General features: G+C 70.6%; 18 protein-coding genes, 1 tRNA gene, 1 pseudogene and 1 riboswitch. Of the genes and pseudogenes, 10 read left to right on the top strand and 10 right to left on the bottom strand.

The window, feature by feature from the left end; genetic code table 11:
• Nucleotides 1-171: 171 nt before the first annotated feature.
• From GWK25_RS25425 to GWK25_RS25410, 4 genes are all read right to left on the bottom strand, one after another.
• Nucleotides 172-822, bottom strand: coding sequence for a hypothetical protein (locus GWK25_RS25425; RefSeq protein ID WP_251829027.1), 651 nt, complete (start codon nucleotides 820-822; stop codon nucleotides 172-174).
• 110 nt (nucleotides 823-932) lie between these two features.
• Entirely contained in the window at nucleotides 933-1,229 is a 297-nt protein-coding gene (locus tag GWK25_RS25420) for a hypothetical protein (RefSeq protein ID WP_215453336.1), read from the bottom strand.
• A 287-nt stretch (nucleotides 1,230-1,516) separates the two neighbouring features.
• Entirely contained in the window at nucleotides 1,517-3,352 is a 1,836-nt protein-coding gene (locus GWK25_RS25415; RefSeq protein WP_215453334.1) for a hypothetical protein, read from the bottom strand.
• Complete coding sequence (locus GWK25_RS25410; protein WP_215453331.1) at nucleotides 3,349-4,278, bottom strand: hypothetical protein; 930 nt, start codon at nucleotides 4,276-4,278, stop codon at nucleotides 3,349-3,351. The genes GWK25_RS25415 and GWK25_RS25410 overlap by 4 nt, the downstream gene beginning before the upstream one ends.
• A 72-nt stretch (nucleotides 4,279-4,350) precedes the next feature.
• On the opposite strand from GWK25_RS25410, the gene GWK25_RS25405 reads away from it, so the two are divergent.
• Entirely contained in the window at nucleotides 4,351-4,665 is a 315-nt protein-coding gene (locus tag GWK25_RS25405) for a helix-turn-helix transcriptional regulator (RefSeq protein WP_215453328.1), read from the top strand.
• A 218-nt stretch (nucleotides 4,666-4,883) separates the two neighbouring features.
• Here GWK25_RS25405 and GWK25_RS25400 read toward each other — a convergent pair whose 3' ends face one another.
• Entirely contained in the window at nucleotides 4,884-5,399 is a 516-nt protein-coding gene (locus GWK25_RS25400) for a hypothetical protein (RefSeq protein ID WP_215453325.1), read from the bottom strand.
• A gap of 322 nt (nucleotides 5,400-5,721) precedes the next feature.
• Here GWK25_RS25400 and GWK25_RS25395 point away from each other — a divergent pair, with 322 nt between their 5' ends.
• The 5 genes from GWK25_RS25395 to GWK25_RS25375 all read left to right on the top strand — a co-directional run bounded on the left by GWK25_RS25395 (nucleotide 5,722) and on the right by GWK25_RS25375 (nucleotide 10,220).
• The gene (locus tag GWK25_RS25395; RefSeq protein WP_215453322.1) at nucleotides 5,722-6,717 is read left to right on the top strand and encodes a DUF6192 family protein; all 996 of its coding nucleotides are present in this window, start codon (nucleotides 5,722-5,724) and stop codon (nucleotides 6,715-6,717) included.
• A 2-nt stretch (nucleotides 6,718-6,719) separates the two neighbouring features.
• Nucleotides 6,720-7,136 carry a RacP protein gene (locus tag GWK25_RS25390; RefSeq protein ID WP_215453319.1) on the top strand — a complete coding sequence of 139 codons (417 nt, stop codon included), beginning with the start codon at nucleotides 6,720-6,722 and terminating at the stop codon, nucleotides 7,134-7,136.
• Between the two features lie 113 nt (nucleotides 7,137-7,249).
• Nucleotides 7,250-7,336, top strand: a riboswitch (ZMP/ZTP riboswitch).
• 661 nt (nucleotides 7,337-7,997) lie between these two features.
• The gene (locus GWK25_RS25385) at nucleotides 7,998-8,444 is read left to right on the top strand and encodes an SRPBCC family protein (RefSeq protein WP_215453317.1); all 447 of its coding nucleotides are present in this window, start codon (nucleotides 7,998-8,000) and stop codon (nucleotides 8,442-8,444) included.
• Between the two features lie 155 nt (nucleotides 8,445-8,599).
• Nucleotides 8,600-8,950, top strand: a complete 351-nt coding sequence (locus GWK25_RS25380; RefSeq protein ID WP_215453315.1) for a YciI family protein — start codon at nucleotides 8,600-8,602, stop codon at nucleotides 8,948-8,950.
• Between the two features lie 4 nt (nucleotides 8,951-8,954).
• Nucleotides 8,955-10,220, top strand: coding sequence for an RNA polymerase sigma factor (locus tag GWK25_RS25375; protein ID WP_215453313.1), 1,266 nt, complete (start codon nucleotides 8,955-8,957; stop codon nucleotides 10,218-10,220).
• 196 nt (nucleotides 10,221-10,416) lie between these two features.
• Here GWK25_RS25375 and GWK25_RS25370 read toward each other — a convergent pair whose 3' ends face one another.
• A complete protein-coding gene (locus tag GWK25_RS25370) occupies nucleotides 10,417-11,055 on the bottom strand; it encodes a hypothetical protein (protein ID WP_308404315.1) in 639 nt (212 codons plus the stop codon).
• A gap of 179 nt (nucleotides 11,056-11,234) precedes the next feature.
• Between GWK25_RS25370 and GWK25_RS25365 the strand changes: the two genes are divergently transcribed.
• Both GWK25_RS25365 and GWK25_RS25360 read left to right on the top strand, forming a co-directional pair.
• Entirely contained in the window at nucleotides 11,235-13,487 is a 2,253-nt protein-coding gene (locus GWK25_RS25365) for a helix-turn-helix transcriptional regulator (protein WP_215453312.1), read from the top strand.
• A 13-nt stretch (nucleotides 13,488-13,500) separates the two neighbouring features.
• The gene (locus GWK25_RS25360; protein WP_215453311.1) at nucleotides 13,501-14,058 is read left to right on the top strand and encodes an XRE family transcriptional regulator; all 558 of its coding nucleotides are present in this window, start codon (nucleotides 13,501-13,503) and stop codon (nucleotides 14,056-14,058) included.
• Between the two features lie 152 nt (nucleotides 14,059-14,210).
• Here GWK25_RS25360 and GWK25_RS25355 read toward each other — a convergent pair.
• Nucleotides 14,211-14,284, bottom strand: a tRNA-Met gene (locus tag GWK25_RS25355).
• A 244-nt stretch (nucleotides 14,285-14,528) separates the two neighbouring features.
• Here GWK25_RS25355 and GWK25_RS44585 point away from each other — a divergent pair.
• A complete protein-coding gene (locus tag GWK25_RS44585; RefSeq protein ID WP_215453310.1) occupies nucleotides 14,529-15,338 on the top strand; it encodes an SUKH-3 domain-containing protein in 810 nt (269 codons plus the stop codon).
• A gap of 110 nt (nucleotides 15,339-15,448) precedes the next feature.
• On the opposite strand, the gene GWK25_RS25345 is transcribed toward GWK25_RS44585, so the two are convergent.
• Nucleotides 15,449-16,000 (bottom strand): hypothetical protein, encoded by a 552-nt coding sequence (locus GWK25_RS25345; RefSeq protein WP_215453309.1) that lies wholly within the window; start codon nucleotides 15,998-16,000, stop codon nucleotides 15,449-15,451.
• An 80-nt stretch (nucleotides 16,001-16,080) separates the two neighbouring features.
• Here GWK25_RS25345 and GWK25_RS25340 point away from each other — a divergent pair.
• A pseudogene (locus tag GWK25_RS25340) lies at nucleotides 16,081-16,191 on the top strand (AAA family ATPase); the annotation flags it as partial.
• A 103-nt stretch (nucleotides 16,192-16,294) separates the two neighbouring features.
• On the opposite strand, the gene GWK25_RS25335 reads toward GWK25_RS25340, so the two are convergent.
• Nucleotides 16,295-17,515, bottom strand: a complete 1,221-nt coding sequence (locus tag GWK25_RS25335; RefSeq protein WP_215453308.1) for an FAD-dependent monooxygenase — start codon at nucleotides 17,513-17,515, stop codon at nucleotides 16,295-16,297.
• Complete coding sequence (locus GWK25_RS25330) at nucleotides 17,512-18,909, bottom strand: MFS transporter (RefSeq protein WP_215453305.1); 1,398 nt, start codon at nucleotides 18,907-18,909, stop codon at nucleotides 17,512-17,514. The genes GWK25_RS25335 and GWK25_RS25330 overlap by 4 nt, the downstream gene beginning before the upstream one ends.
• Nucleotides 18,910-19,055: the final 146 nt, after the last annotated feature.

The following is a 19,055-nucleotide window of genomic DNA, read 5'->3' as shown; positions in this document are numbered from 1 at the left end:
GCGCGCAACGTACGGGCCACTTCACGTTAACCAACCACCCCACCATCAACACCGACTCTCATCGCCACCGGACCCCAAGCCGGGAGGCCGCACTCACTGGCACGAAGCCAACACATCGCAGATCCGGTACCGCGGTGATGGCGGAACCGCCCGATCCGCCGCCGCCGTCTGTCACGCGCGATCGGCCCGCTGGACCCTGTGCCCGGCCGCGACGAGGACAGTGCCGAGGGCGAGGGCGGTGCCGTACAGGACGGCGATGACCGCCAGGACTCCGAAGCCGCCGAACTGTGAGGGGCGGAGGAAGAGGTACGGCATCGTCGCAGCGCCGGACCACGCGAGGGTGCCGACCACGGCTAGCCAGGCGGCGGGCCAGAGGGTGAGCAGGGCGGCCTCGCGCCGACCCCGGGTGAGGACGCAGGGACTCGTCAGGAACTCGGTGACCACGAGGACCGGTGCGACGGCGTGCAGCAGGATCGTGGCGGTGCGGACCCATGCGTCGTCGTGAGCGCCGAACCAGGTGCCCGAGGGGCTGTTCGGCGCGATGACCGTCGCGTGGACCAGCGCGGAGAGCACCACACCGACCACGGCGGCGCCACGGATCCGGTCGCCCCACATGCTGCTCGCGGGTCCGCGCACCAGACGCCACGTCTGGACCGCGGCGGCGAGTATGGCTGAGTCGACGGTGAAGTAAAGCAGCGGGGCCGTCGGGTCTGTCCGCTGCGCGAACTGGCACAACACACCGGCCGTGATCGTGGCGGCAGCGATGCCTCTGAGTCGGAGGAGCCGACCAGTGGTCATGAGTGCGGCAAGCGCGGAGCTCATGAGGGGAATGCCCCCAGCGTGCGGTCCAGTTCGGCCATCGCCGAGCCGACAGCAGGAAGCGAGTGCCAGAAAGTGTGCGAGCCGGGGACGGACAGCAGCCGAGTCGCGATTCACCGCCGCCCGGCCTCCTTCACCAGTCCTTGCACGGCCGGCCGTGGCGACAGCGTGCTCTGCTCCGCGCGTACGACGACCAGTCGACGTGCCCCCTCGGGCGTGCCCGGGGCCGATTCCCGCGCGGCCGCCGCGAGGTCGTCGGTGAGACGCGCGGCGCGCAGGGCGTTCGCGAGGATCAGCAGGTCGCCCCGGCGCCGGGTGACCAGGGTCTCGCCGGGGCGGGCGTCCAGTGGTCGGACGGCACCGGGCACCGTGGCCGTCTGCGCCAGATACGGCTGGAGCAGACGGTTCAAGGCTCCTCACGCAGGTGACGCGGGGGCCCGGATGGAAGTCCCCCGTCACGTGGTAGACGACTGTTCTTGAGTTAGCTCGGGAGTGGTTGACGAGATCCCGTCCGATCGGAAGATCGGGCGGGATCTTTGGCGTTTCCGGGGTGTGTTCGATGCGGCGTCCGAATGTGTGGGGCGTCGCGGGTGGCTGCTGGGCGGGGTTTCGCCGGGGGATCGGTGGTGGTTCGGTGCGGGAGGCGGTATGTGGCCGTCGCCGGGCAGGCCGAAGCTCGGGGCATGGGGCCGGGGTGTCAGCTTGTTGCGGTGGTGCGAGTGCCAGCGGGCGGTGGAATCCCGGAGGCCGACGAGATGGGTGGCCGTTGTCCGTCGCCCCGGATGTCCTTCTCGGTGAACTCGGCGTCGGCGGCGGGTGTGCTGGTCTGTGTCCAGCTGTGCAGGATGCCGAGGTTGATCGTGAGGATCATCAGGGCGAGAAGGATGGTCTGGGCGACGCGGCCGTGGGCGAGTCGTCGGGCTGAGTCGGCGATGTTGACGCTGTGGGACTTTGCTCTGCCGTTGAGTCCCTCGATGTTGGCCCGGGCGGGCCGGTAGGCGTCCTGCCAGGGCGGCTGGAGGTAGTGGCGGTCCTGGCGGAACTTGTCGATCTTTCCGAGGCTGGCGGGGTGGACGGTGACCGTGGGCCGTTGGCAGATCTTCGGCAGCTGGTCGAGAGTCGGTGGCCGCAGCCGTTCGGCCGTGGGGATGGGGACGGTGGGTTTGGCCGCGGTGTGCGCGGTGGTGGCGCGCGGGTTGGTGAGGTCGACGGTGACCGGCCGGGTGGCGGCGGTCTGGTGGACCTGGTGGTAGCGGGCGCAGGAGACTGCGGGCGAGGGCCCGGCGGCCGGGCACTGCAGGCGGATCGTGCCGTGCGGGTCGGGGTTCTGTTTGCGTTTGAGGAAGAACGGGGTGCGGGCGGCGAGGAGTTGGGTGAGCGGTTCGTCTTCGCCTACTTCGCGTACGGCTTTGTCGTCGAGGTTCGTGGTGGCGTGGACGAGGGCGTCGGGCATCACGGGGCAGGCGAGGGAGCCGTCGACGAGGAGAGCGCCGGAGGCGGTGGAGCCTTGCAGGCCGCGGTGTTCCTGTTTGTAGTCGAGGACGAGCTGGTAGCCCAGGCGGCGGGCGGGGACGGCGAAGTGGGCGGGGAGCTGGTCGGTGTAGGCGCGGTCGGCGGCCAGAAGTCCGGCGGGCAGGTTGAGGCTGTGGGCGGTGAGCCGGGTCAGGGCGTGCACGGCGTTGGGGCCGACGCGTTTGCCGGGTGTGTCCAGGACCAGGCCGAGGGCGAGCTGGGGGTGGCGACTGACGCGTTCACCGGCCTGCCGGGCGCCGTCGGAGTGACGTCTACTAGCGGCGACGAGGAGGGTGGCGGAGTGTCCGAAGATGCCCTCTTCGGCGCCGCCGCAGTAGTGCCAGCCCGCGGTGAGATCGACGGAGGCGAGCTCGCGGCGGCGGCTGGGCGGGTGGTGCCAGGACGGGATCGGGGTGGTGTCGGCGCCGATGTCGCCTGGCCAGCCGGTGAACAGGCCGCGCCGGTGGGCGAGTTGGATGGTGACCAGGACCAGACGGTCGCTGATCTCCTGCAACAGGGCCCGGCGCCGGACGTGTTCGGGCTCGTCATCCTCCCAGGACGCGGCGATGACGGCGGCCTCGGCTGCGGGCAGGCGCCGGCGGCGCTCGCCGCGGTGCGGGTCCAGGGCGGTGGTCAGCCGGTCGAAGGCGCGGTAGATGCGGCGGGAGAAGGCGAGCCGGGCGTGTGTGTCGGCGCCGGTGAGGTCGGGGACGCCGAGCCAGGAGCGGGCGGTGGGCCGCAGGTGGTCGGCCAGGATCCGGTAGGCGTCGGCGAGGTTCGCGCCGTGGCCGTAGTGCAGGGCCAGCATGAGGCCCACCAGCACGGTGCGCACAGGGAGGCCGTCCGGGCCGGGACGGCCCGCAAGCTCCTTGTCGATCAGGGGCAGGACGCCGGAGTCATGCAGGAGTGTGTCGAGCTGGCCGACCTTCGAGTCCGGGATCACCGGCGGAGCGTCGGTGAGGGGCCGGGGGCGGCAGCGCCGTGCCTTGGGCGGATTCCGCCAGGCGTCCGGGACGGTCACGGGCCGCTCCCGTGCAGGAGCCGTATCGCGGTGGTGTCGTCGAGCGGGGGCACGTGGTGCTGGTAGCGGGCGAGCGAGGCGGCCGAGGCGAGCCCGGCTGCCTTGGCGATCAGGTCGTGGTCGATGCGGGCGGCCATCAGCTCAACGATCCACGTCGCCCGCAGCCGCCCCGCCGACAGGCCCGGCAGGTGGCCGGGCGGGCGGTGCAGCAGCGACCAGGAACCGATCAGGTTCTTGGCGTAGGCGGCGGTCCGCCGGGGCCGGAACAGGTAGTTGCCGCCCGCCGCGTCCGCCAGTTCACCCAGGAGCGGGCCCCAGGCGGCGCGGGCCACCAGCGGAACGACGCGGCGGGCCCCTGTGTGCAGCAGGGGCCCGTCCCGCCCGAGCCGTCGCAGATGTGTGCCCCGGCTGGCCGCCAGCTCCTTCGGGGTGAGCCCGCAGCCGGCCCCGAGCCCCAGCAGGGCCAGTCCGTCGGTGCGCTGCTGGCGCGCAAGGTGCTCGGCCCAGTGCCTGAACGCGGCCAACTCGCCTGGGGTGTAGGGCTGGTGCGGGTTCGGCCGGGCGTGCAGCCGGGCCGGAGCGGCTTCCCCGCGCTCGCTGAACGCCAGCGCGTCCCGCACCCGCAGCAGCCACGTCCGGTAGGTACGGACCGTCGAGGCCCCGATGTCTCCCGCCCGGGAGAGGACGAACGCGTCGATGACCTCGTTGCGCAGCCACACGTCCGGCTCCCGCCCCAGCCCCGTGCCCGCCGCCCACAACGCCAGAGCGCCGGTGACGTGCAGCAGCCGCTCCACGTCGTAGGGGACCGCGCTGACCGTGGCGGCGACCACGCTGCGCACCACCGGGGCGACCTCGTCCCAGGCCGGGGGCGCGTCCTTCGGCCGATAGCGGGTGATCTTCGCCGACGTGTCCGGATCAAGCTCCACGGTCCATGCATACCGGCTGGACAAACAGCCATTCCATGACTGATCGACTTCTATGGACAGGACGGTGCGCACATGGTCGGCGGACATGCCCGCGCACGCCCCCCGAGGCAGCACACCTGTGATCCGGAAGCCTGGCCCGAACAACCCGCCGCCGACCCGGCCGCCGAAGCCGTCCGCCACATCGCCCGTGCTCTCGCCGCCGCGCTGCGGGAGCGAAGCCTGAGCCTGCGGGCCTGCGCCGACGGGTCCGGCGTCAACCGGCGGGCCATCGCCGACCTGCTCGCCGGACGCTCCTGGCCCGACGTCGCGACCGTCGCCCGCCTCGCCGCCTTCACCCGGACCGATATCTGGCCGCCGGTGGCCGGTGACCGTAAGAGGACACATTGAGCCTCGATTCACGCCCGAATCAGCCCACGTGGCGACCGGGCATGGCGATTTCGCGGCTCAGTCCTCCGAGCGGCCTCCACGAGGCCTACGCTCGAAAGGCGCGAGCCGCCCTTCTGCTGGGACCTCACGCAACCGGCGCCGCCGAGCTGAACCCTCGGCGGTGCCACCCTTTCCCAGGAGACGGACCGCACCACGGCGGCCCCTGGGGGTCTTCCTGATCAGGCCGTCCCGGACACCTCCCCGCCCTCACCGGCGTGGTCCCGGGCAGCAGGCGTGATCGCGAACCAGGCCGGGGACACCTCCGACACCAGCCCCTCCTTCGCCAGCTTCTTCAGCCGCGAACGCGTCGTCTCCACCCGCTCCGGATGCTCACCGATCGCTTCCCCGATGTCCTGCACCTTCAACGCCTGGTGAGCGCCCGCCAGCAGCACCAGAATCCGCTCCCGCGCCACCTCCAGATCCAACGGACCCGGCGCCGGAGGCGGCTCACCGCCGACCGCGCCTGCGCCGGGCGCGGGAGCCGGGACCACCGGCGGGTCCTGCGCCGCGCGAAGCGGCCCGCCGGTGACGCTTCCGAGCCCGTCACCCGTCAGCGATGCCAGCGTTTCCCTGGTGATGACCAGACGTGCGAGCCGCTCCTCCAGCACCGTCGCCTTCTCCCGCAGCGCCGCCAACTCCCCGCGCACCAAAGACTCTTCATGGTCCAGACGCTCGGACCACGGCGGTATCGTCATCGTCTGCCTCCCGCCCGCGGCACCCGCCGGCGTTCTCCGACAGCCCCGGCCGGACCGGAACCCCGCAGTCACCGTAGAAGCAGGCCCGACATGATCACAGAAGGTGACCGCTAACGACCCCAACCGGCCGCAACAGGTCATGATCCGTTCGCAAGAGCCTTGCTCGTGACGCTTATTGCCTGAATTTCGCCGCAATCAATCTCTTTGTGGCTACTTATTGTGATCTCTTCACTCGTAGCCCGATTCTCGGCTGAGGAAGCGGGTCCTGTCCCGTCACGGCCCCAAGCGCCGTGCCCCGGCCCGCAGTCAGTGGTGATGCGCCATGACCGAGGAGACCGAGAAGGTCGGAAACGTCAGCCAGTCCCGCTACGAACAGATCGTCGCCGAACTCCGGCAGGTCGTCGAACAGCAGAGCCAGGGCTCCTTCACGATCGGCGACCGAGCCCTGGAGATCGAGCCCATGAGGCCCCGCGGCGGCATCGTCGACATGGAATGGACGGTCAAGCAGTCCCTGCTGCGCCTGGCCGCAGACATCGGGGTGACGTTCAGCACGGTGAAGAACACCAGGTCCACCGCGGCGCACTGGCCGAAGGAACACCGCCAAGAGGGTGTCTCGTTCACGATCCACCGCATCCTCGCGAGGATCGAGGACGAAGAGGAAAGGTTCGCCGCGGTCAGGACGCCACCTGAAGGCAAGACCCGGTGGCTGCCCGACGACGCCAGGCGGCGGGTCGGATGGAAGGTCGAGACCCCGGAGACCCCGCAGGAAAAGATCACCGAGATCCACCACCTGGCCCGTGACGAGGAAGTCGCCGCGACGGTGACGACCGACTTCCTCAAGCGCCCGCAGGTCGCGGCCAAAGTCTCCCCGGAGAACAAGGTCCGGATGGTCGAGGAGTTCACCCGCGACGAGACGGTCGCCACGACCGCGGCAACCAACCTGCTGCGCCGGCCGGATATCGCCTTCAAGGCCATGGGCGACGACACCGCCCGCTCCCAGGTCAACCACGCCCAGGTCGAACGCGGCAAGCAGGCCCGCGAGCACTTCGAACGCACCAGCCCCGTCGCCCCCGCTGTCCGCCACATCGACCGCACCGCCGAGTTCCTCGACCTCGTCACCGCCTGTCACGCCTTCGTCGCTGCCGCCGGCCGCACCGTCCCTGGCCTGCGCGATCGCACTCTCGTCGACGACGAACGCACCATCGTCCACCAGAACATCGCCAAGGTCCGCGCCACCCTCGACTGGATCGAGACCGCCGTCGACACCGGCAAGGTCGACGTGGACGATGAACTCGCCCGCCTTCTGCGGGGTGAATAGCGGTGGACAAGCGCTCCCCGACCTCGGAGCGCCACGCAGACCTCGTCCGCACCGCTCTGCTCCGCTCCGCGCCTGCCGGCATGACTCTGCTCGAACTCGCCGCAACATGCGGACTCAGCCGCTGGCAGACCCGCCGCGCGATCGCCGCCCTCAAAAACGTCTGCGCGCAGAACGAATGGCCGCCCCTCCTGTGGACCCGCGAACGCGACTACCACTTCTGCGCCGACGAGGCCGAGCTGGAGAACTGGGAACGGGCCTGGATCAGCGAACGCCTCACCCAGTTCCGCCGCATGCTCACCGGCACCCTCGGACCCCACCTCCAACTGTTCCCCCACAGCACCTGGGCCGAATACCTCACCGCCCAGGTACGGGCCATCGAATCCAACCTGGAAGTGGCCTCCCAACCCCGGGCACACTGAACCGCCCCGAACCACGGGAAACGATCACACCCCAGCCGAGAAGCGGCCTCCAGGAGATCGGTGAGTGATCTTCAAAGGCGCGATTCACCCTCAGCGCACTTCCACTACAGTCCTGGGTGGGCCGTGACCGGCGCTGAGGTGGAGTACCACCGGGGAGCGGCCTGGCGAGAGCGTCGATGCCGTGCGCCTGGGCGATTGGTCAACAACGCCTGGAGGCGACCATGGCCTCCAGCACGGTCCGCAAGGCGGCCGACCGCCGTCCGTATCGGTAGGTCAGCCCGTCCACCTGCTTGACGAAGGTCGCCCGCAGACAGCCCCTGTCCAAGCAGCGGAGCCGGCGTACCCGTACTCGATCACCACCGGGCGCCCGTCGACCGCACGGTCCGCGAGTCGTCGCACGTAGCCGCTGTGCACGCGGCCCGAAACTGTCTCGCAACCCGGGCACTCGGCTCCCACCCCCCGAGCGTGCCCGCACTACGACTGACTCGCCGTCTACCAGCACCTCTTCGACCAGGGCACCATCGACTTGGGGGAACCACAGGTCCCTGGATACGACATCGCTCACGGCCGTTCATGATCGCAGATTCGGTGACCCTCCGTGGCCCTGGCACGGAAAGCGATCCAGAACCACGGTTCAAGAAGCGGCGACAGGTTTGTGTGCGCAGTCCCACATGGGGCTCGGGCAGCGGCTGTCCTGCCGGAGTCTGGCAGTCATCCACGATGACCCGGAACTCGCACGGCCTCTGCCCAAAACCTTCTCCGGAGATTCGCGGGGCCGGTGTCGAAACGGAGGCTGCCCGGGCGTCGACGGAGTGAGCGGGGTGGCGACGAGCTCCCGCACAGGACGCCTGGGAGGCCCTCATGAGCACCACCCCCCGCCCCGAGACCCGTACCGCGGCGTTGGTGAGTCGCCGGGTCACGGTCGCTGCCAATCCGTCGGCGATCTTCGCGTTGCTCGCGGCACCGGGCGAGCACGCGGGCTTGGACGGTACCGGTCAGGTGCAGGGGGTCGTGGAGGGGCCGGAGCGGCTGGAGCTCGGCTCGGTGTTCCGGATGCGGATGAAGGGCTATACGACCACGAACACCATTGTGGAGTTCGAGGACGATGCGCTGATCGCGTGGCGGCACCGCGGTCGGCATGTGTGGCGGTGGCGGCTGCGGGCGGTACCCGGAGGCACGGAGGTCACGGAGACCTTCGACTACACCGCCAAGCGGGCCCGGCGGCTGGTACGGCTGATCGGTGTCCCGCGGCGGGCCGGTACCGCGGTGGACAGGACGCTCACCGCGCTGCAGGCGCGGTTCGCCTGAGCGGCCGGGCCGCCTCGACGGCCCGGCACCCGGCCGTGCGGACGCAGCGCTGACGGCCGGCCCGAAAAACACATGTCCTACGCTGTCGAAACCTCGCCGGTGCGCGCGTCGGACTGGTGAGAGGCGGTACAGCCGCCGCGAGGAAAGGGACTGCCATGCGCTACATCCTGATGTCACACGTCGACGACTCCGCTCTGACCGAGATGACGCCGGAGGTGCTCCAGGCGACGATGGAACGTTTCGTGTCCTTCACCCGGGCGCTGGCCGAGTCCGGGGTGCTGCGGGGCGCGGAGCAGTTGCACTCCGCCGACACGGCGACGACGGTGCGCAACCGGCAGGGGGAGGTTCTGCTCACCGACGGGCCGTACGCCGAGTTGGCGGAGTCCTTCGGCGGCTTCTGGATCGTCGAGGCGGCCGATCTGGACACCGCGCTGAAGTACGCGGCCGACTGCCCGGCCGCTGACTTCGGCTCGGTCGAGGTCCGGTCCCTGGCCGAGCTGGGCTGAGCGGGTGTCCGACCCGGTCGAGGTCGCCGTCGAACAGGTCTACCGGGCCGAGTGGCCCACGCTGGTGGCCACTCTGGCGCGGTGGACCGGTGACCTCGACCGGGCCGAGGACGCCGCCGCCGAGGCGATCGCCAAGGCCTTCGAGACATGGCCCCACGACGGGATTCCCACCCGGCCGGGCGCCTGGCTGCAGACCACCGCCCGCCGCCGGATTCTCGACCGGCTGCGGCGCGACCGGGTCGCGGTGGACAAACTCGCCACCCTGGCCCACGAACTGCGCGACGAACCGGCGGCCGACAGCGTCAGCGATCCCGACGACCCGTTCGGCGCCGTGTGCTGGTCCGACACCGCAGCCGAGGACCTGCTCCGGCTGGTGTTCACCTGTTGTCACCCGGCCCTGGCCGCCTCCGCCCAGGTGCCGCTCGCGCTGCGCCTGCTGTGCGGGCTGACCGCCACCGAAACCGCCCGGCTGCTGCTCACCACCGAATCGACCGTCGCCCAGCGCCTGGTCCGGGCCAAACGCAAGATCCGCGACGCCGGGATCGCGCTGGACATCCCGCCCCGCGCCGCGTGGCCGGACCGCCTGGACGCGGTACTGACCGTCATCGGCCTGGTCTTCACCGAAGGGCACACTGCCGCCGAAGGTCCGGTGCTGGTCCGTGCCGCCCTGTGCGACGAGGCATTGCGCCTGGCGGCCTTGTTGCGCAGGCTGCTGCCCGACGAACCCGAAGTCCTCGGCCTGTCGGCACTGCTGCTGCTCACCGACGCGCGACGCGACGCCCGCACCGACGGCGACGGTCTGGTCCTGCTCGCCGATCAGGACCGCGACCGCTGGCGGTGGAACGACATCGGCCATGGACTCGGCCTCGCCACCGAGGCCCTGCGCCGCAGCGGCAGCCGCCCCGGCCGGTGGGTACTGCAGGCCGGCATCGCCGCCCTCCAGGTCCAGCCCGTGCCGGACCGGGATGCCATCGTCACCCTCTACGACCGGCTCGCCGAACAGACACCGTCCTCGGCGGTCCTGGCCAATCGCGCCGCCGCGATCGCCCTCGCCCGCGGACCCGCCGCCGGTATCGCCGCTCTCGACGGTGTTCCAGCCGCCCCCGGCGATCACCGGCTGCTCGCACTCCGGGCTCAGCTCACCGCCGAACTCGGCCGGCGACTCGAAGCGCGGCAATTGATGCACCACGCGATCCAAGCCGCCCGCAACGATGTCGAACGCCGCCACCTGCGGCGACTGCTCGACAACTGGACCCACCCCAACACCTGAGCTCCGCAACACTTCCCAGTCCGCCGACTGCTGGGACGGCGAGCCGTCGGGCGACACCACCCCGGCAGGTCCCGAACTGCTTCTGGACCAAGCGGTCCAGTGTCTCGGCGAGACGCTCCTCCAAGCCGATGATCTGGCCCACCCGGCGGTGACAGCCCACTTGGGAAACGATCACCGGGCGAACGGGAAGCGATCTTCAAGGGGTCCACCTGCTGCTGGCCGGACCCACTCGTGAACACCCCGTGACCACGCAGCCGCCCGGCACGGACGTCACGCCGACGATGTGCAGGCTCTCGTCCATGTCGTGCGCGTAGGGGTCCTCCAGCAGCTCGTTCAGCACGCCGAGGAGGCTGTCGTCCACCACCGGCGTGGCCTCAAGACGGCGTACCGCCTCGGCTGCGTCGATGCCCGCCACGCAGGCCAGGCCCGTGCCGTCGTAGTAGAACTCACCCAGCGCCGCGGTGAGGCGAGGGGCCTCCTGCGCTGCCGCACGCTCGGTAGCGGTGAGGGATACCCCGTCCGGTGCCGGGAACAGCCCGGGCGTCGGTCCGGCCAGGCTCAGCCGCCCCGGCGACCAGCCGCCGAGCGACGGCCGCCAGGGATCGGCCCCGGCAGCGGCGAGCGCCCGTGCGTTGGCCGGCTTCCGGGACATGACGGCTTCCCACAGGGCCGTCACCCCGTCTTCGAGCGCGTCCATCCGCAACCCGGTGGGCGAGCTCCGCAACAGCCTCCGCAGAGCCGAACACCGCCGCCCGGTGTCGAGGCGCCGGCGGATGTCGTCGGCGTCCGTCCAGTTCCCTCCCATGCCGGACCAGCCGTCACCCTGTGCTGCCACCGCTCCCCCTCGAACACGTCGCATGCTTTCGCGCTGCTTCGTCACGCTCTCACCAGTCCAGGTTCGGTGACGGACCTTACCACCCCGAACGCCGTCCGTACGCTGTTAGTACGCGATCCGCACGCTATTAGTACGCGAGAAGGCCGTTTCAGGGTAAGATGGGTGGCGGAGGTGTCTCGATGTCCGAGTTGTTCGACGCGGTTGACGCTCTGGTCGCGTCCCGTTCCGCGCTGCCGCTGCCGGCCGAGCGCAGGCGGCTGCGCCAGGCGCACGCGCTCACCCTGGACGAGGTGGCCGCTGCCCTGGGCGTGCGGCGGGCGACCGTGGGGGGCTGGGAGTCGGGCAAGTCCGAGCCGCGGCCCCCGGAGCGGGAGGCGTACGCGCGCCTGCTGAAGCAGCTCGCCAAGCTCTACCCCGCCGCCGAGGTCACCGGCGCTCCGCAGGAGAACACGGACACCCCGGCGGCGCCGACCGTCACTCCCGTAGCGCCCGCGGCGCGGCCCCAGCCCGCAGGCGGGGCGCCGGAAGCGGCTGTCGCGCCTGCGGCCGAGGAGCCCACCGCCGCACCTTCGGCCACTGCCCCGGCGGCGGGCGCACCGGCCGCCGGGCCGCCGCCGCGTGCCGAACGGACCTCAGGCCCGCGCCGCCCTGCTGCGAAGAAGCCCGCCCCGGCGAACACTCCCGCGCCCAGCGGCCTGTACGTGCACGGTCCGCTGCTCGTCCTCGACGCCGGCACAGAGCGGAATGTGACCGGCTACGGCGTCGGCGGTCTGATCCTGGACGTGCCCGCCAAGTCGCTGCCCGCGCTGGTGGAGTGGACGCTCACCGAGGCGCAGCTGGGGTCGGAGAAGCTGCACGGCTCGGGCAAGGACGGCGACCCGCTGCTGGTGCTCACCGAGGCCGCGTGCGAGCGCTACGGCCTGCCCGCCGCCTTGTCCGAGGCCGAGCGGCTTGCCGGGCGGCTGCCGGAAGGTCACAAGGTCATCAAGCAGCTGGAGCGCGCCGACTGGCAGCTCACCAAGCGTGGGCTGGGGCCGTGGGCGCGGATCTACCGCCCCGCCCACGGCAGCCGCCGCCAGTGCGTACAGCTGTGCATCCCCTCCTGGCGTGCCCTGGACGGTCGTGCCTGGGGCCATGCCGCAGAGCTGGAGCCCGCGGAGCTCGCCCGAGTGCTGGGCGTGTATGCGGTGCGGGTGATGACGCCGGTCGGCTCAACGGCCGTGACGGGGCTGCAGCTGATGACCGCGCTCAACCCGCCGACCCGCGCGAGCGAGCCGGACGCCACCGGCAAGCGGCACCGCGAGCACCGGCCCGGGTCACTGGGCACGCAGCCGGTGGACCCCGCGCCGTGCGAGGCGACCGACGGACACCCCGTCCTGGCCCATCTGCCCCGCTTCCACGTGCGCGGCCCCGGCGAGCGGCTGTTCGAGGAGGCTTACGACTGGGCGCGGGACCTGACCGATGCCGAGTGCATGCAGCGGCACCTGGTCGGCGTGGATGTGAACTTCGCCTTCGGCGCGGCCGCCAACGGGGCGGTCGTCGGGCTGTCATCGCCGCCCGAGCACGTCACCCGCCCCGCATTCGATGCGGCGGTGCCCGGTTCCTGGCTGGTCGACCTCTCCCACGTCGACCTGTCCCGGGTGAAGGTCGCCAAGCAGTGGCGCGACCTCGACGGTGGCCTGCTGCCCAGCCCGTTCACGCCGAGCGGCCAGCGCCCGACCGGTCCGGCCTGGTACGCCACGCCCACCGTGGCGTACGCCGTCGAGCTCGGCTACGACGTCGCGCCCGTGGAGGCGTGGGTGCGCCGGGAGAGCGGCCGGTTCCTGGACGGCTGGTACAAGCGGCTGCGCGATGCCTACGTCGCCACCATGGCGGACCTCGGCGTCGCGGAGAAGCTGTCCCCGGCCGATTTCCTTCAGGCGATGGACGGCTACAAGAGCCGTGATCCGGAGCTGGGGATCGTGGTGGACGCGGTCAAGATGACCGTCAAGGGCGGCATCGGCAAGCTGCAGGAGAAGGCGCGCGGCGGCGGCTGGAAGCCGGGGCAGGCCTGGCCCGCGCTCGCCCGGCCGACCTGGCGCCCGGACATCCGCGCGACCGTCATCTCCCGGGCCCGCATCAACATGCACCGCAAGATGCTCAACCTGGCAGCCGCCACCGGCCGTTACCCGGTCGCGGTGCTTTCCGACTGCGCCGTGTACGCGGCCGACGGCCCCAGCCCGCTGGACGTGCTGCCCTACGGCGCGGACGGCAAGACCGTACCGGGCAGCTTCCGGCTGGGGGTCTCGCCGGGCATGGTCAAACACGAGGGCACCCAGAGCGTGCTGTGGGGGGCGGACGTCCTCGAACAGCTCGCCGCCGACGGCCATGTCGCCAACCTCGCCCGCTACATCAAGACCGGCGAGGTCACCGCCAAGGACACCGGGGAATAGGAGAGTTACGCCGATGGTCACGGTCGGGGAAGAACTCGACAAGGCGGTGCAGGGGGCGTTCACGCGGCCTGTCCCCAAGTCCGCCGGGGCGCAGATGCGTTACCTGGTCCGACAACACCAGCGCAGCACCCGACGCGTGGCCGAACTGCTGGGTATCAGCCAGCGCACCGTCGAGCGGTATGTGAACAAGCAGATCAAGACCCCCCGGCCGGAGCTCGCCGAGCGGCTGGAGCGTGAGGTCCGCGCGCGCTGGCAGCCGCAGATCAGGGCGAAGGCGAAGCAGGCCGCGGCCACCACAAGCGGCATCATGATCGATGTCCAGGCGAGGTTCGGCTACACCGCCGCCCCCGGCAGCACCGACCAGGCCCGCGTACGCCACCTCACCCTCGCCCTCCCACCCCACCACGCCGCCCGCCTCCTCCAAGCCCAGGAAACCGGCGCCGACGAGAACGACCTCCGCCAGGTCGCCGCCGAAGCCCTGGGCGAGGTCTACTTTCGCGACAACGGGCGCCGCGCGCACGGTCTGGAAGTGCAGCTCAACGACATCGTCGACCTCCAGTTCGAGCTGTAACCGGTCAATGGCGGGAAAGGGGGCAGCTGCGGCAGTCGGTCACTTCGGGCCAGGCACGGCTGCACCCCGGTGGCAGGTTCAGGACCGGCTATCACGCTTGATCAAAGAAATAGGAGAAGGGGCCCGGCTGATGCCGGGCCCCTTCTCCTTCGTAGCGGGGACAGGATTTGAACCTGCGACCTCTGGGTTATGAGCCCAGCGAGCTACCGAGCTGCTCCACCCCGCGTCGGTGGCGCCACTGTACACGGGGCTCCGGAGGCCGGCGGAATGAGCCGTAGGCGATGTTGTAGGTTCCAGGGGTCCGTTAGCAGTGTCGGTCGATCTCCAGCAGTCGGCTGGCAATCTTCCGACGCGCGTTAGCAACGACTGGGTCGGAAGCGAGCAGTCCCGGGTCAACGGCGCTGGGCCCCAGCCCCACCACCACGACTGTCTGGCCGCCACGCGCAACAGCGGGATGCCAGGATGTCCGGGTGGTCAGCGCTGAAGAGTGGATTCGAATCCGTCGCGGCCTGCGGTTCGGACAACGGTTCCGAGGGACGGTGACAGCAGTCCCGAGGCCGGGCGCGATCGGGATATTCGTCGACATCGGTCTTCCGGTCGGAGGGTTCGTCGATGTTCTGCTTCTGCCGGCGGTCGCAGAACGCTGGCCAGACGAAGGAACCGAGGCCGAATTCGAGGTCTGGTGGGCCGATCAGCGACAGCAAGTGCGACTCAAGCCAGTTGACCCGCAGTTCCTGCGTGACGACTTCGCCCACTGGCAGGCGGACCGGCGGCCCGGCTGGCCAGAAGACGTGCCGGTGGACAAGGCATGGGTCGATGCGGCGGCGACGTATCTACGGGGAACTGGCGTGATCGAGGAGACACTGCGCTCAGCAGGCTGGCGGCCGGGACGGCACATCTCGACGGACCACTGGCGCAAGACGCTCGAGAAGACCGGCCTGGTCCGCATGCACGATGCCGCTGAAGCCTTCTTGGCGGAGTTCGGTGGCCTGGACGTCCAGATCAGTGGCCCCGGGATCACCTGCGCCAAGACCCCCTTCAACTTCGACCCGGACAACCTGATCGGCGAGGAAGACCGCTTCGCCGACTGGAGTCACACCATCGGGCGCGCCATCTTCCCCCTCGGCGAACTCGATGAGGGCAGATTCTTCCTCGGCATCGACGAGAACAGCGAGATCTACCTGGTCGCGACCTGGCTGGCTACGTTCGGCGATGCCCAGGACGCGCTGGAGAAGCTCATCCTGGGCATCGCCCCGGAGCGGATCGAGACTGCCGACTGAACAGCCCCAGCCGGACCGGGCTCCACTCCGACGATGCTTCCCGGCGGTCCACGCGATTGCTAAAGACCAGCCGATCGACACGCTGCTAACGCGACGCGGAATCCGCAGTCTCAGCAGGGCCTCCTGCTAACGAAGCGGCCGAACCTACGGATGTCCCGGGCAGCCGGGCCCACCGCGTAAGGCATCGCGTCAGACGGTCTGCCGACCACCCGTTGAAACGCCGTCACCAGGAGCGTGTCGGCGGCGCGCGTCCCCGGTCCACCGGGCAGCACCTCGGTACTGATCTGTGTGAACCCGGCCTCGTCGAGAAGCATGATCCACACGGGCTCCTGAAGCACCCAGCGGCGCATGAGCACCACCGTGCCGTCCGGCGTCTTCGCACCGATCTCGGTGTGCCGCACTCTAGGATGGGCCGGCGCGCCGCCGAGGTGATGGGCAAGGGTGGCGAACACCAGCCGCCCGCCGGGGCGCAGCGCGCTCAGCGCCGCGGGCAGCAGTTCGCGCGGCTCGGTGAAGTCGACGGCGCCGAAGACGCTGTAGAGCACGTCGTAGGTGTCGGCGCTGGTCCTCAGGTGGGCCGGCACGTCGCAGTGGGCCAGGCTCAGCCGCTGGTGAGTCTGCGGGCTGATGCGCCTGTTCGGCATCACGGAGAAGACCGCCATGCACTACGTCGGCGTGGCCCGTCCGGAGAAGACCGCCCAGCTTCCCCGGTGACGGCCGGTGCGAGAACGACAGCGGCGGGGCCGCCCGGAGTTACCGGGTGCGCTGCACGCTCGCCACGAAGCTGGAGAACGAGCTCGTCGAGGCTGCCGACGAGAAACAGCTGAACATGACGATCGCCCGCTACGGCCGCGCGTCGACCCGCGCTGACGGCATGACACGGGTCGGTGACGCAACGGCTCGGCTTGTTCCAGATGGAGCTCCATCAGCCGGCAGGGCCCGACCCGGCTCGGCGGTCATGCCGGGCGCAGGGGCTCGAGCAGAGTGAGCGCCGAATGAGCCGGTCTTCCCTCCGCCGGGGGCATGGCGCTGAGGCTGCGCAGTCGTTCGTTGCGCTGCTCCAGGGCCTGGGCGGTGGTGGGGAAGAGGGTGGCGCCGCCCTGGCTGACCAGCCCCTGGTTCGCGGTCACGAACTGCCGGGTGTCGCGTTCGTAGGCGGCGAAGCCCGCGCCGTGACCCCGGTTGGCGAGGCAGCCGGCGAGCATGTACGCGCCGACGAGCGCGAGGCTGGTGCCCTGTCCGGTGAGGAACGAGGGCGCGTACGCGGCGTCGCCGACCAGCGCGACCCTGCCGCTGGACCAGCGGGGCATGCGGATCTGGCTGACCCCGTCGAAGAACAGGTCCTCCGCCTCGCGCAGGGCGGCCAGCATGCCCGGGACCTCCCATCCCGCGTCGGCGAAGACCTTGGCGACCAGGTCGCGTTGGGCCTGCGGGTCCCGGAACGCCTCCATGGGCGGCTCCGGCCGGGCGAAGTTCAGGAAGGCGTGCACCTCGTCGTCGTCCCCCACGGCGTAGAGTGCCGCGGCCCTGCCCGGGGCGTTCCACATCACGGTCTCGTGGGAGAGCCCGAAGGTGTTGCGCATGGTGAACACAGCGAAGCAGTAGCCGAGGTAGCGGTGGAACTGCTCTTCGGGACCGAACAGCATCTCCCGGGTGCGCGAGTGCATGCCGTCCGCACCGAACACCATGTCGAACGTGCGGCTGCCGCCCCCGTGGAAGGTGACGTCGACCCCGTGGTCGCTCTGGTCGAGGGTGTCGATGGAGTCGTTGAACAGGAACTCCACGTCGTCACGGACCGCCGTGTGCAGCGCTTCCGTCAGATCCCCGCGCCGTACCTCCAGGTCCCGTCCCGCGACGCCGCCGGTGACGGCATGCGGGTGAAGGGAGGTCACCTCGCTGCCGTCCGAATCGAGGAAGGTCAGCCGCCGCAGGTCGATGTGCGCCTCCCGCAGCCGCGGCAGGATCCCCATCCTCCGGACGACTTCCAGTGCGGTGCCGCGCACGTCGATGGGATAGCCACCCCCACGCAGGGTGGGCGCCTTCTCCACGACCGTGACCGCGTATCCGTAGCGGTTCAGCCAGAACGCGAGGGCGGGCCCCGCGATGCTCGCCCCGGATACCAGGACCTTGCGCCTCGGCGTGCTACGGACATCCGTCAGCTGATCGGTGAGGGTCATTCCTTGACTCCTTTGGGCATGGTACGAGTGACGAACAGGGCCAGCGACGTGACGACGCCGGCTATGACGAAGCCGGTGACGTAGGCCGATTCGGCCGAGACCTCCGACCCGGAAGGGGTTGCGGCGGTGAGGAGCGCACCACCGAGCTGCCCGCCCACGGCGTAGCCGAGTACGCGGCTCACCAGGATCAGGCTGGTGGCGATGCCGGTGTCCTTGGCATCGACGGCCGTGGCGGTGCTGGTCATCATCGCCGTGACGCACAGGCCGTTGGCCAGCGCGATCAGCGCCTTGCCGACGACGACGTGCCAGACCTCGGTGTGCACGGACGCCAGGACGACCAGGGAGACGGCCATCATGACGACCCCGGTGTCGACCACGGCACGCGAGCCGAAACGCCGGTCCCCGATACCGCCGAGCGGCCCGGCCAGCGTCGCGGCGACGGCGCCGGGCAGCAGGAAGAAGCCGATCTCGGTGGCGCTGGCGCTGAATCCGTACCCGTCGCCGCGCTCGTCGAGCAGCTGCGGAACGAGATAGACCGCCATCGAGGTGCCGAGGCAGATCACGAATGTCAGCGCACACGCCTTCCAGATCGCGGGCCGTGCCAGCATGTGCAGATCGATCATCGGAGAGGCCGCACGCCGTTCGACGGACACCCAACCGGTGACGAAGACGGCCAGAAACACGACGAGGGCGCCGAGCACGAGTGGTTGCGAGGCCGCTTCGGGCGCCAGCGCGAGTACGAGCATGAGCGTGACCAGTGTCCCGCTCAGGAGCAGCAGGCCGGGCCAGTCGATGTCGGCGTCGTCCGACCCGCCCGGCTGGTCGGACGGCATGAGCCTGTTCACGAGCAGGGTGGCCCCGATGACCGCGATCGTGGGCAGCGCGAACATCCAGTGCCGGGAGAGCTCTTCCGCCACCGGCCCGGCCGACAGCATGCCGACCATCCCTCCCCCGACGAAGAGTCCGCTGACCACCCCGATGGCAACCTTCGACTCTCCCGGGGGCAGGTTTTTGCGCACGACGATGAACGACAGGGGAAGCGCGCCCACCATCGCCCCTTGCAGCACCTGCCCGAGCAGCAGCACGGGCAGGTTCGGGGCCAGGGCGGACACCGTGCCGCCGACCGCGACGACCGCCATCAGCCGGATCAGGACCCGTTTCCCGCCGTAGCGGTCGCCGAACTTGCCTGCCAACGGCGTGATGAGTGCCCCGGTGATGAGGAGCACGATGCTGAGCAGCGCCCCTTCGGACTGGCTCATGTCCAGTTCGCGTTCCAGGAGCGGGACCGTCGGTGACACCACCGACTCCAGAGCGCCGGTGGCCAGTGCCAGTAAACCGAGGGCTCCGACAGCGGCCTTCCCGATGGGGGCCGGGGGAGCCAGGGTTGTGGTCATGAGTGTCCTTTCCGTCATTACCCGGGTGAGGAAGGGGGCAGCAGGGGGCGCGCACGGCATGTCGCGCTGCCGCCCCGCGGCTCGTGCCGGACGCGGGCAAGGGCCGCCGCGGCACGGTGTGCGCTGCTCCGCGGCCCGAGAGACGG

Origin of the sequence: Streptomyces sp. ATCC 21386, from assembly GCF_018728545.1 — a bacterium.
GTDB lineage: Bacteria > Actinomycetota > Actinomycetes > Streptomycetales > Streptomycetaceae > Streptomyces.
Note: the sequence above shows the minus strand (reverse complement) of the source record. Positions and strands in the feature narration are given on the sequence as shown.

Excerpts from the sequence above, each read along its gene's own strand:
- GWK25_RS25425 (WP_251829027.1), bottom strand. The coding sequence starts at position 822 with ATGAGCTCCGCGCTTGCCGCACTCATGACCACTGGTCGGCTCCTCCGA.
- GWK25_RS25405 (WP_215453328.1), top strand. The coding sequence starts at position 4,351 with ATGGTCGGCGGACATGCCCGCGCACGCCCCCCGAGGCAGCACACCTGT.
- GWK25_RS25400 (WP_215453325.1), bottom strand. The coding sequence starts at position 5,399 with ATGACGATACCGCCGTGGTCCGAGCGTCTGGACCATGAAGAGTCTTTG.
- GWK25_RS25395 (WP_215453322.1), top strand. The coding sequence starts at position 5,722 with ATGACCGAGGAGACCGAGAAGGTCGGAAACGTCAGCCAGTCCCGCTAC.
- GWK25_RS25385 (WP_215453317.1), top strand. The coding sequence starts at position 7,998 with ATGAGCACCACCCCCCGCCCCGAGACCCGTACCGCGGCGTTGGTGAGT.
- GWK25_RS25380 (WP_215453315.1), top strand. The coding sequence starts at position 8,600 with ATGCGCTACATCCTGATGTCACACGTCGACGACTCCGCTCTGACCGAG.
- GWK25_RS25365 (WP_215453312.1), top strand. The coding sequence starts at position 11,235 with ATGTCCGAGTTGTTCGACGCGGTTGACGCTCTGGTCGCGTCCCGTTCC.
- GWK25_RS25360 (WP_215453311.1), top strand. The coding sequence starts at position 13,501 with ATGGTCACGGTCGGGGAAGAACTCGACAAGGCGGTGCAGGGGGCGTTC.
- GWK25_RS25345 (WP_215453309.1), bottom strand. The coding sequence starts at position 16,000 with ATGGCGGTCTTCTCCGTGATGCCGAACAGGCGCATCAGCCCGCAGACT.
- GWK25_RS25335 (WP_215453308.1), bottom strand. The coding sequence starts at position 17,515 with ATGACCCTCACCGATCAGCTGACGGATGTCCGTAGCACGCCGAGGCGC.
- GWK25_RS25330 (WP_215453305.1), bottom strand. The coding sequence starts at position 18,909 with ATGACCACAACCCTGGCTCCCCCGGCCCCCATCGGGAAGGCCGCTGTC.